The sequence below is a fragment of the Kitasatospora sp. NPDC047058 genome (assembly GCF_040643935.1).
Taxonomy (GTDB): Bacteria; Actinomycetota; Actinomycetes; order Streptomycetales; family Streptomycetaceae; genus Kitasatospora.
This window is the reverse complement of sequence record NZ_JBEYVJ010000255.1, coordinates 1-10,582: the sequence shown is the minus strand read 5'-3', so window position 1 is coordinate 10,582 and position 10,582 is coordinate 1. Positions and strand designations below refer to the sequence as shown.

At 74.0% G+C, this 10,582-nt stretch carries 11 protein-coding genes; 5 read left to right on the top strand and 6 right to left on the bottom strand.

What is annotated here, in order from left to right; all coding sequences use genetic code 11:
- Nucleotides 1–85: 85 nt before the first annotated feature.
- Nucleotides 86–883, bottom strand: coding sequence for a VOC family protein (locus ABZ885_RS28480; RefSeq protein WP_360194523.1), 798 nt, complete (start codon nt 881–883; stop codon nt 86–88).
- Between the two features lie 77 nt (nt 884–960).
- Nucleotides 961–1,896, bottom strand: a complete 936-nt coding sequence (locus ABZ885_RS28475; protein ID WP_360194520.1) for a LysR family transcriptional regulator — start codon at nt 1,894–1,896, stop codon at nt 961–963.
- Between the two features lie 137 nt (nt 1,897–2,033).
- Between ABZ885_RS28475 and ABZ885_RS28470 the strand changes: the two genes are divergently transcribed.
- Nucleotides 2,034–3,281, top strand: a complete 1,248-nt coding sequence (locus tag ABZ885_RS28470) for an MFS transporter (protein WP_360194517.1) — start codon at nt 2,034–2,036, stop codon at nt 3,279–3,281.
- 155 nt (nt 3,282–3,436) lie between these two features.
- Nucleotides 3,437–4,072, top strand: coding sequence for a cysteine hydrolase (locus tag ABZ885_RS28465; protein ID WP_360194514.1), 636 nt, complete (start codon nt 3,437–3,439; stop codon nt 4,070–4,072).
- Nucleotides 4,073–4,131: 59 nt separating this feature from the next.
- Here the strand turns inward: ABZ885_RS28465 and ABZ885_RS28460 are convergent, their stop codons facing one another.
- Nucleotides 4,132–4,503, bottom strand: a complete 372-nt coding sequence (locus ABZ885_RS28460) for a low affinity iron permease family protein (RefSeq protein WP_360194511.1) — start codon at nt 4,501–4,503, stop codon at nt 4,132–4,134.
- A gap of 517 nt (nt 4,504–5,020) precedes the next feature.
- On the opposite strand from ABZ885_RS28460, the gene ABZ885_RS28455 reads away from it, so the two are divergent.
- Nucleotides 5,021–5,176, top strand: coding sequence for a DUF6131 family protein (locus ABZ885_RS28455; RefSeq protein WP_360194509.1), 156 nt, complete (start codon nt 5,021–5,023; stop codon nt 5,174–5,176).
- A 193-nt stretch (nt 5,177–5,369) separates the two neighbouring features.
- Here ABZ885_RS28455 and ABZ885_RS28450 read toward each other — a convergent pair whose 3' ends face one another.
- The gene (locus tag ABZ885_RS28450; RefSeq protein ID WP_360194507.1) at nt 5,370–6,230 is read right to left on the bottom strand and encodes a LysR family transcriptional regulator; all 861 of its coding nucleotides are present in this window, start codon (nt 6,228–6,230) and stop codon (nt 5,370–5,372) included.
- A gap of 69 nt (nt 6,231–6,299) precedes the next feature.
- On the opposite strand from ABZ885_RS28450, the gene ABZ885_RS28445 reads away from it, so the two are divergent.
- On the top strand, nt 6,300–7,253 hold the full coding sequence (locus ABZ885_RS28445) for an EamA family transporter (protein ID WP_360194504.1): 954 nt from the start codon (nt 6,300–6,302) through the stop codon (nt 7,251–7,253).
- 271 nt (nt 7,254–7,524) lie between these two features.
- Nucleotides 7,525–8,049: a DUF6328 family protein gene (locus ABZ885_RS28440; protein ID WP_360194501.1), complete on the top strand. Its 525-nt coding sequence runs from the start codon at nt 7,525–7,527 to the stop codon at nt 8,047–8,049.
- Nucleotides 8,050–8,138: 89 nt separating this feature from the next.
- On the opposite strand, the gene ABZ885_RS28435 is transcribed toward ABZ885_RS28440, so the two are convergent.
- On the bottom strand, nt 8,139–9,179 hold the full coding sequence (locus ABZ885_RS28435) for a hypothetical protein (RefSeq protein ID WP_360194498.1): 1,041 nt from the start codon (nt 9,177–9,179) through the stop codon (nt 8,139–8,141).
- Nucleotides 9,180–9,251: 72 nt separating this feature from the next.
- Nucleotides 9,252–10,349, bottom strand: coding sequence for a Ku protein (locus ABZ885_RS28430; RefSeq protein ID WP_360194495.1), 1,098 nt, complete (start codon nt 10,347–10,349; stop codon nt 9,252–9,254).
- Nucleotides 10,350–10,582: the final 233 nt, after the last annotated feature.

The window sequence follows — 10,582 nt, the reverse complement described above, 5'->3', positions numbered from 1 at the left end:
GCCCGGCGCAGCGGGCTCAGCGCAGCGACCCCGGCTCCCCGGGATCAGTACAGGTAGGTGGCCGTCGGCAGGGCCGGCCGGGGGTTCAGCTCCGGGCCGGGGTGAGGACGACGAAGTCCGCGTTCGACCGGTCGAGGCAGACGGCCAGCCGGCCGACGCCCTCCGCGTCCTCGGGCCCCATCTGGACGGTGCCGCCGTTCTGGGTGACCCTGGCGACGGTCGCGTCGCAGTCGTCGACGGCGAAGACCGGGTGCCAGTACGGCCGTCCGTCGGCCAGGGCGAGGTGCTCCGCGGGGAGTTCCATGAGGCCGCCCTGCATGCGGTCCTCGGGCAGCCCCGCGGGCGTGATCAGGGTGTAGGTGCCCCCGCCGCCGGGGAGCTCCATGTCGCTGAACTGCCAGCCGAAGACGCCGCCGTAGAACTCCTTCGCGGCTGCGGCGTCGCTCGTGTACAGCTCGGTCCAGGACAGCGATCCCGGCTGGTCCACCAGCTCGACGCCGCTGTCCGTCCCCGGCTGCCAGACGGCGAACTGGCCCCCCAGCGGGTCGCTGTACTGCGCCATCCGGCCCCAGTCGCCGAGGTCCCTCGGTGCCACCCGCACGGTGCCGCCGGCCTGCTCCACGGCCCGGGTCGTGGCGTCCGCGTCGGTGACGCTGAAGTAGATCATCCAGGCGGATCGGGCGCCTTCCTCGGTGAGTTGGCCGAGGCCCGCGACGATCTTGCCGTCCTTGCGGAACATGCCCCCCTCCATGTCCTCCCCCTCGCCCATGGACTCGAACGCCCAGCCGAACACGGAGCCGTAGAAGGACGCGGTGGGGCGGACGTAGGTGGCGCCGAGGTCGAGCCAGCAGGGGGAACCGGGGACGAACTCCGTGGTGATCACAGCGCTGCTTCCTTTCCGTCGATCCAGTGTGGACCCAGCGTGACACCGGGCGCGGACGGCCGCCTGCCGGCGCTCGTTCAGCGCGGAAGCACCCAGTCCGGCCGCCACGTCCCCGCGGCGTCGTGGCCGGCGGTCGTCGCGGCGAGGTGGGCGCGGAGAGTGGCGAGCGCCGGGTGGGGGTTGTCGCGGTGCCAGAGGAGCGAGTGCGGGTAGACGGGCGTCGGGTCGGTCACCGGGATGCGGCGCAGGCCGTGGTCGGCGGGCCAGACGAGGCGGGTGTGCCCGCCCATGAAGGTGGCCAGGGCCGGGGTGTCGGCGATGGTGTCGAGGAGCGCGTCGGAGCCGAAGTTGGGGCCGGTCGCCTCGATGGTGAGGCCGAACCCGGCGACGAGGTCGTCGTAGTAGGCCCCCCACTCGGTGCCGGGGACGATCCCGGGCATCCAGATCCGGTGCCCGACGAGCTGGGCGAGGGTCACCGACCGGGCGCCCGCCAGCGCGTGGGCGGGGCCGGTGAGCAGTTCGAGCGGCTCGTCGACCACCCGGACGGACGCGATGTCCTCGGGAAGGTGCCGTCCGGGCATGGCGACGGCGCGGAAGGACGCGTCGATCGCGCCGGACCGGATGGCGGCGACGGCGGTTTCGATCTCGAACAGCATCAGCACGTCCAGGTCGGTGTCGGGGTACGCGCGGTGGAAGCCGCGCATCAGGCCCGACGCCGCGCCGCGCGAGTTGATCACGTCGACGCGCAGGGGGCGGCGGCCGGTCCGCACGGACGCGACCGCACGCTCGGCGACGCGCAGCAGCTCGCGTGCGTGGGGGAGGAACGCCTGCCCGTCGATGGTGGGTTCGGCACCGCGGGGCGTGCGGGTGAACAGCCGGACGCCGAGGTCGCGTTCCAGCGCGGCGATGCGCTTGGAGACGGCCTGCTGGGTGATCGACAGGTCGGCGGCGGCCTTCTGGAACTGGCCCGCCTCGGCGACGGCGGCGAAGGTGCGTACGGCTTCGAGGTCCATGCCGACCCACACTAGTGAACAACGCATGGTTGTGGGTGGCGGGTCAAACGGTTGTTTGACCTGCGGTTGTCCAGCCGGTTGGCTCTCACCGGTCAACGTGGCTTTGTCCGGGTGGGACGGGGAAGGGAGTGCCGAGCATGGGGGTCAGGAGGCCGTTGGGTCCGCAGTTCGGCCGGCTGTGGGCGGCGTACGCGGTGAGCGCCTACGGGTCCGGGCTGGGGTTCGGGGCGTTACCGCTGATCGCCGTGCTGGTGTTGCAGGCCGGCCCCGCCGAGGTGTCCGCGCTGTCCGCGGTGGGACCGGTGGTGGGCGCGCTGATCGCGGTGCCACTCGCGCCGTGGGTGGAGTTCCGGCGCAAGCGCCCGGTCATGATCGCGATGGACCTGACCCGGTTCGCGGCCATGGCGACGATCCCGGTCGCCTACGCCTTCGGCCGGCTCGGTCTCGTCCAGCTCTTCGTGACCTCGGCCGTGGTCGCCGCAGCCAAGATCGCGTTCAACGCGGCCAGCGGCGCGCACCTCAAGGCCCTCGTCCGGCCGGATGACCTGCTCGTGGCCAACGCGCGGTTCGAGTCCACGAACTGGAGCTCCATCGCGGTCGGGCCGCCGCTGGGCGGGGCGGCGATCGGCCTGCTCGGGCCGGTCACCACCGTGGTGGCCGACGCGCTCAGCTACCTGCTCTCGGCGCTGGGCATCGCCGCGATCCGGGGCCGGGAGCAGGCACCGCGGCCGACTACCCGCCAACACAGGGTCCGGGCGGGCGCGATGCTCGACGGCTGGCGGCACATCGCGGGCGATCCCGGTTTGCGGGCGCTCTACCTCAACACCGTGCTCGTCTCCGGCCTGATCATGGCCACCGAGCCGCTGCTGGCGGTGCTCCTCCTCCGCGGGCTCGGGTTCGCGCCCTGGCAGTACGGGCTCGCCTTCGCCGCCCCCTGCCTCGGCGGACTCGTCGGCTCCCGGCTGGCCCCCCGGGTGGTGGCCCGCTACGGCCGGGACCGGGTCTTCCGGACCGTCGGCACGCTGCGTGCCGTCTGGCTGATCGGCCTGGTCTTCGTCCGCCCCGGCGTCGTCGGCCTCGTCACCGTGATGGCGGTCGAGCTGGCGATCATCGTCAACATGAGCCTGTTCACCCCGGTGCTCGCCACCTACCGGCTCGAACGCACGCCGGAGCACCTCGTCGCCCGCACCCTGTCGGCCTGGTCGACCGGCCAGCAGGTGTCCATCGCCGTCCTCACCGCGCTCGCCGGGCTGCTCGCCGGCGCCGCCGGCCCGCGCACCGCTCTCGCGGTCGCAGGACTGCTCATCATGGCCACCCCGCTGTTGCTGCCCCGGCCCGACCGGACGACGCAGCACGAGCCGGAACCGTCCGGCAGCCCCGCCTGACGCACCGCAAACCGCCGCCGGAGCCCGGCCGGTGCTGCTGATCCGGCGGTGCCACTGTCCGTCGGTGGAGCTGGTCCGTCGGTGGAGCTCGTCCGGCCGTGCAGTCGCGCCCGCTTCGGCCGAAGAAGACACGTCACCAACCAGGAGGACCCCACGTGAGCACCACCCCCGCGATCGGCCCCGCTTTCGACCCCGCTTTCGGCCCCGCTTTCGACCCCGCGCACACCGCGCTTCTCGTCCTGGACTGCCAGCCCGCGGTCCTGGCCGCGCTGCCCGACGACGGGGAGCGCGAGGCCCTGCTCGGCCGCATGGCAGGAGCCATCGCCGACGTCCGCGCCAAGGGCGGCACCATCGCCTACGTACGCGTCGGCTTCACCGAGGCGGACTGGGAGGCCGTTCCGGCCGCCAACAAGTCCTTCGCCCCGTTGGCCCGGCACCGCGTCCTGCACCACGAGGACCCGGCCGCCGCCGTTCACGAGCGCCTGGCTCCGCAGGACGGCGACCTCGTCGTGCGCAAGGTCCGCCACGGCGGCCTGTCCACCACCGACCTCGACCGGCAGTTGCGCGAGCGCGGCATCACCACGCTGGTCGTCTCCGGCATCAGTACCGGCGGCGCCGTCCTGTCCACCGTCGTCGACGCGGCCGACCGCGACTACCGGCTCTGCGTCCTGTCGGACGGCGTCGCCGACCCGGACGCCGAGGTCCACGACGTCCTGCTCCGTCGAGTCCTCCCCTCCCGGGCCCACGTCGTCGACACCGCCGGGCTGCGCGCCCTGCTCGGGGACCGCTGACGCGGATCACACGCCGGTCCCATCCGAGGCGGTTGACGGTCCGCCGGGGGCATGACCGGTCAGACCTCCTCCTCCATGCCGATGGCCTGTTCGAGTGCCTTGCGAGCCTGCTGCGGGTCTTTTCCGTCGAGCTGCCGCAGCAGGGCGACGGCGATCGCGTCGAGCTTGCGCTGGACGGCGTGCTCGGCACGGCGTTCGGCGTTCTTGAGCAGGGCCAGGAGCAGCAGGTTGAGCGCGGTCATGATGTCCCCGACCAGGATCTTCCACTCCTGGGACAGGCCGATGACGTGGACCGTCACGAAGGCGGCGACCAGGAGCAGGCAGGCGGCGTAGAAGGCCGGGGAGCTGGTGAGGTTGGACGCGGCCTCGGCGGACCGCTCGAACAGGCCCCGTCCGGTGCGGCTGCGTTCGGACGGATGCTGGAAGGTCATGGCGCCGTACCCGTGGCGGGTCCGGGCCGCGACGCGGGATGCGGGCGGTGCGGCCGGCAGGGCCAGCAGGGCCAGCAGGGCCGGAGGGGCTGGCAGGGCCGGAGGGGCTGGCAGGGCCGGCAGGGCGGGCAACAGGCCCGTGCCGGGGCGTGGACGACGGGGGGCCCGGTGACCGGGCCGGCGGTGGGCGTCACGGCCCAGGCGGGTCGGGCCATGGTGTCCTCCCCAGTCCTTGGGTCCCCACGGCCGGCCCACCGGCCGGTCGTGAGGACGGTGCCCCGTCAGCGTCACCGCTGTGCCCGACGTCCGCATGCGGGGCTGGGCCAACAGGCCCTCACCGATCCCCGCCCCGCAGCGTCGCCCGCCCCGCTGCGTCCCCCCGGGCCGCACGACCGCGGAACAGGTCCGGGTTTGCCGAACCGGAGGCGTGGTAGACGCAGCGCATGGGCCAGGTCGGAGAGCTGCAGGTCACAAGGCTTCCGCGAAACCGTCCGCCCGCACTCACCGGGAGGTTTTCGTGATCGTCCTCGGCGTCATTCTGCTCATCATCGGTTTCCTCACAGGGCTTGCGTTCCTGTGGACCATCGGCCTCATTCTCGTCGTCATCGGTCTCGTCCTGTGGGTCGTCGGTGCCCTCGGGCACGAAGTCGGCGGACGCCGCCACTACTACTGACACGTCCGGCCGCGGGACGGCGCTCTCCGGCGGAGCCGTCCGCGAACACCACCGTTCGCGGACGGCTCCGTCCGGCCTGCTCCCACCGCCTCCACCGTCCTCACCTTCCCTGTGAAAACGCGGAGTTGAGGCGATCGGCGTCGCGCGCTCCCCGGTGCAGGCACGGAGCAGTGGTGCGCCCCGCCGGCGTCCGTCAGCGCTCTGCGAGGAGTTCGCGGGTCAGCCGGATCAGGGCCGGGATCGCCGGGTGGGCCGGGGTGCCGCGGTGCCAGGCCAGGACCAGGGGCACGGGCGGGGCGTCGGTCAGCGGACGGTAGGCGATCATGGGGTGCGTGTGCAGGCGGGGTGTCGCCGAGGTCGAGATGCCCACGGCCCGGCCGACGGCGATGGCGGTCAGCCACTCGTCGGTGTTGGTGACCTCGATCGTCGTCCGGGGGCGCGCGGTGGGGGGCCAGAGCTCGAGGGTGGTGGTGCCGGCCACCGTGTTCAGGGCGACGGGCCAGGTCGCGAGGTCCGCCAGGGTGAGGGTGCTGCGGTCGGCGAGGTCGCTGTCCGCGGGCACGACCGCCACCCGCTCCTCCTCCAGCAGCAGTTCCGTGGCCAGACCGAGGTCGGTCAGGTCGCCGCGCAGCAGGGCGACGTCGACCTTGCCCCGGGTGAGCCCGGCGGTGCGGTCGTCGATGCGGCGCAGCTCCAGGGGCACGTCGGGGTGGGCCTCGTCCCAGCGGCGCAGCAGGGGGATGGTGTGGTCCCCGAGGGCGGCCCAGGGGTGGCCGAGGCGCAGCGGCAGGGCGGACAGGGTGCGCGGGTCGAGCGCCGTGTCGACGGCGGCCAGTGCGGCGGCGGCCCGGTCGCGGAAGGTCCGGCCCGCTGCGGTGAGCTCCAGGTGGTGCGTGGAGCGGTCGATCAGGCGGGTGCCGAGGTGGTTCTCGAGCTGACGCAGCGTGCGGGAGAGCGCGGGCTGGCCGGTGTGGAGACGGGCGGCGGCGCGCGTGATCGTTCCCTCCTCGACGATGGCGAGGAAGGCTCGCAGGTGGCGCAGCTCGATGGTCATGCGTACGGAGCATAACCGCCGCAGGATCGGCATTTCACGCGGCGTCCGCGGCTTCCTAGCGTGGACGGCATGACGAACACGGGTTCACGGCCGGCGGCCACAGCGGTCGCAGCCACAGCGGTGGCGGCGACGACGAGCGCACCGGCGGGGAGCCGCCTCCGTACGGCGACCGCGCGCGCAGGCGTCGGCAGTCCCGGCGGCATCGGGCTGGTGCTGGCCGGCACGCTCTCGGTGCAGTTCGGCTCGGCCGTCGCCGCACTGCTGTTCCCGCGCGCCGGGGCGCTGGGCACGGTGACGCTGCGGGTGACGATCACGGCCGTGATGCTGCTGGCCGTCTGCCGCCCCCGGCTGCGCGGGCACAGCAGCACGGACTGGGCCGTCGCCGGCGGCTTCGGGCTCGCCCTCGGCGGCATGAACATCCTCTTCTACCAGGCGATCGACCGGATCCCGCTCGGCCCGGCGGTGACCCTGGAAGTGCTCGGGCCACTCCTGATGTCGGTCGTCGCCGCGCGTCGTGCGGTGAGCCTGGTGTGGGCCGGGCTGGCGCTGGTGGGCGTCTTCCTGCTGGGGCAGGACGGCTTCGGCCGGCTCGACCCGGGCGCCGGGTTCGCGCTCGGCGCGGGTGCCATGTGCGCCGCGTACATCGTCCTCAACTCCCGGGCCGGGGCCCGGTTCCCGCGGCTGGACGGCCTGGTGGTGGCGATGGCCGTGGCCGCGGTGGTGAGCCTGCCGCTGGGGATCGGATCGGCGGGCACCACGCTGCTCCGGCCGGGCGTGCTGGGACTCGGGCTGGCCGTGGCGGTGCTGTCCTCGGGGCTGCCGTACTCGCTGGAGCTGCTGGCGTTGCGGCGGCTGTCCGCGCCGACCTTCGCGGTGCTGATGAGCCTGGCCCCGGCGGTCGGGGCGCTGGCCGGGTTCCTGGTCCTCGGGCAGGCGCTGTCGGCGTCGCAGTGCCTCGCGATCGTCTTCGTGGTGGGAGCCAGCGCCGGGGCGGTGCGGACGGCCGGAGCCGGGCGGCGCTGACGCGGCCCCCGCCGGCTGCCGGCATCCTCACCCGCATGCCCTGCCCGGCCGCCCTGCCCGGCCGCCCTGCCCGGACATGCTCCGCCCGGACACGCCCTGTCGGGACACGCCGAGAGGACTCGCCGAGACGGCGGCAAGAATCGCCGGTGCGGGTGACCCTTCCGGAGGCGGGTCCGGGATCACAGCGGCCGGTGGCCCTACGATCCATCCGATCCCGTACCGTGCCTGGCCGCCCCACCGTGTCGTCCGTCCCGCCGCAGGAGCCGACCCGATGACCCACCGTGAGACCTCCGGCCACGGCCGGGACGAAACCCCCGAGGAACGGGCCGACCGGCTGTGGAGCGAGATGCTGCAGGAGGTCCGGGTCTGCCAGACGGGTGCCCAGATCCTCTTCGGGTTCCTGCTCAGCGTCGTCTTCACGCCCCGCTTCCCCACCCTGCCCGAGTTCGACCAGCGCCTGTACGTGGCCACCGTCTTCCTCGGCGCCCTGGCCACCGGGACCCTCATCGCCCCGGTGGCCTTCCACCGCTTCCTGTCCGGCCACGGAATGAAGCCGGAACTCATCCGTGTCGCCGGCCGGCTGATCTCCTCCGGGCTGGTCCTGCTGGCCCTCACCATCACCGCGGCCCTGCTGCTCCTGCTGCGCACGGCGACCGAGCTCTCCGCGACGGCCTGGGTGCTGGCGGGCGCGGCCCTCGCCTGGTTCTGCGTGTGCTGGCTGGTGCTTCCCCAGGTGGTCCTCCGCCGCGCCCCGAGCCACCGGCCGGACGGACGCCGGGCCCGCCCCTCGCGGTGAGCGGTAGCGGTGAGTGGTGAGCGGGGGCGGCGTGCGGGGGCGGCGTGCGGGGGCGGCGTGTGGGCGTGCGGGGGTGCGGGGCCGGAGGCTCAGCCCCCGGCGCCTCCCGGGCCGCCGGACTCCAGCTTGCGCAGCCGCTCCGCCGCGGTCCGGACGGCCTTCCGCGCCCCGGCCTCCTGGGTGCGGGCCGCGTGCGCGGCGTCCTGGGCGCTCCGCACCCGGTCCTCGCTGCTGGTGAGGTCCTCCTGCGCCCGAGCGTCACGTTCCCGTGCCTCGGCGAGCGCTGTCCGGGCCTGCTCGCCCTCCTCCTGGGCCCGCTGCCGGGCGGACTCGGCGTCGCCGAGTGCGCGTGCGCTCGCATCCCGGTGTCCGGCCGCTTCGCGCACGGCCAGCTCGGCCTCGGCCACGTCCTGGCGGGCCTGTTCCAGCGCACGCTCGTGCGCCTGTTCCCGTTCCCGCTGTTGCCGCTGCCGTTGCTGTGTCGCCTCGGCCCGTTTCCCCGCACCGGTCGGCTCACCGGCGCGCGAAGGGGACGGCGAGCCGGGCACCAGGGTGAGGCTCGCCCTGCGCCGACCCGGCCCGGCTGCCTTCCCCCCGCCCGCTGCCCGCGGCGCTTCGCTCGTTGCGCGCTCCGGTCCGGCGGCCGCCGTGCCGGGCCAGAGCACCGGTTCCAGCGGGGCGGTCAGCCGGCCCCGGGCCAGTGCCCGTGCGGCCTCGGGGTCCGCGAGCGCGGCGCTCAGCGTGCGGTCCAGGTCGGCGACGGCGTCGGCTCCCAGCGGGTGGCCGGCCTCGGCGGCTTCCTGCCGGGCCTGTCCGGTCAGGGCCCGTACCAGTTGGCGGCGTTGGTCGGTGAGGGTGCGCAGCTGGTCGCCTGCGAGGTGTTCCTGGGCGTCCCGCAGTGCCTGGCCGAGGTCCAGCAGCTGCCCGACCAGGTCGCCGTGGTGGTGGGTGAGCAGGTTGGCGGCCCAGGCGGCCTGGGTGGGGCGGCGCAATGCGCGGAGCTGCTTGGCGAGTTGGGGGTCGGTCTTCTTGAGCTGGTCGGCGCGCTGGTTGCGGGCGGCGGTGAAGTCGCCGGGGGCGAGGGTGTAGAGCTCGTCGGCGATCCGGTCGAGGTCGGGCGTGCTGGCCATCGTCTCGGACTCCACGGTGCGTTCTCCGGTCGGCGCGGTGCCGGTGTGCGGCGGCCCGGCGGCTCCATCCGATCAGGATGCTGCGCGGCGGGGGCGTCCGGCCTGCTCCAGGGCCTGTTGGAGCTGGTCGCGGGTCATGGTGGAGCGGTGGGGGATGTCGAGGTCGGTGGCGCGTTTGTAGAGCTCGGCCTTGGTGAGCCCGGCGAGCTGTTGTGAGTCGGTGGCGCTCGCGCGCTTAATCTCGGTGGCCTGGCCGACGGCGGCGGCGGCGTTGGCCTTGGCCGACGTGCTCTTCTTCCCTCCGGCCGCCTTCGGCGCGCGCGTGGCGGCCGCGGGCGCGGGCGAGGACCGGCGGGACGGCTTCTCCGCCCGGTCGTCCGGCTTGCCCTCGCGGGCGCTGTCGAGACTGCGGCGCAGGGCGTCCATGAGGTCGATGACGTTGGTGGCCTCGGGCGCGGGGCCGGCCGAGACGGCGATCTCGCGGCCGGCGAGCTTGTCCTCGATGAGCTTCTTGACCTGCTCCTCGTAGGTGTCGTGCCAGTCCTCGGGCGCCCACTCGACAGCGAGCGCGCCGATGAGCTGCTCGGCGGTCTTGATCTCCTGCGCGGACAGCTTGACCTGCTCGGGCAGGTCGCCGACCTCGGTGCGCGGGTCGCGCACCTCGTCGGCGAAGTGCATGGTGTGCAGTTCGAGGATGCCGTTCTCGGAGCGCACCGCGGTGAGGTACTCCTTGCCGCGCATCGCGAACATCGCCAGGCCCGCCTTGTTCGCGTGCTGGAGGGACTCCACGAGGAGCGCGTAGACCTTGGCGTACTCCTTGCCGCGCGGGCCGAGGTAGTAGGTCTTGTCGAAGAAGATCGGGTCGACCTCGGCGAGGTCGACGAACCCGCCGATGTCGATCGTCTTCGAGCGACCGGGGGAGATCTGCTCCAGCTCGTCCGGTTCGACGATGACGTACTCGCCCTCGGTGACCTCGTAGCCCTTGACGATGTCGCCGAAGTCGACCTCGCGGCCCGTCCGCTCGTTGACCCGCTTGTTGCGGACCCGGTCGGAGGTGCCGCGCTGCAGCTGGTGGAAGCGGACGTCGTGGGACCGCGTCGCGGTGTAGAGGGCGACGGGTACGGTCACCAGGCCGAAGCTGAGCACTCCGGTCCACACAGGTCTGGCCATGGGAGCCTCCGTCCCGACTGCCCCCACGACACCACCGACACCGCACTGACACGGCCGACACCGCTGCACCGCCGGGCCCGCCGGTCGGCGCAACAGGCCCGCACCGCCAGCGTCGCCGCTGCGGCCCCGGTTCGCACGCGCTGGTGGGCCGACGGGCGCCGCCGCCCTGCTGGGCCCCGCTCGGAGGCGGCGGCGACGCCCTACCGTTCGCCTGCTCCGGCGGCGGCCCGGCC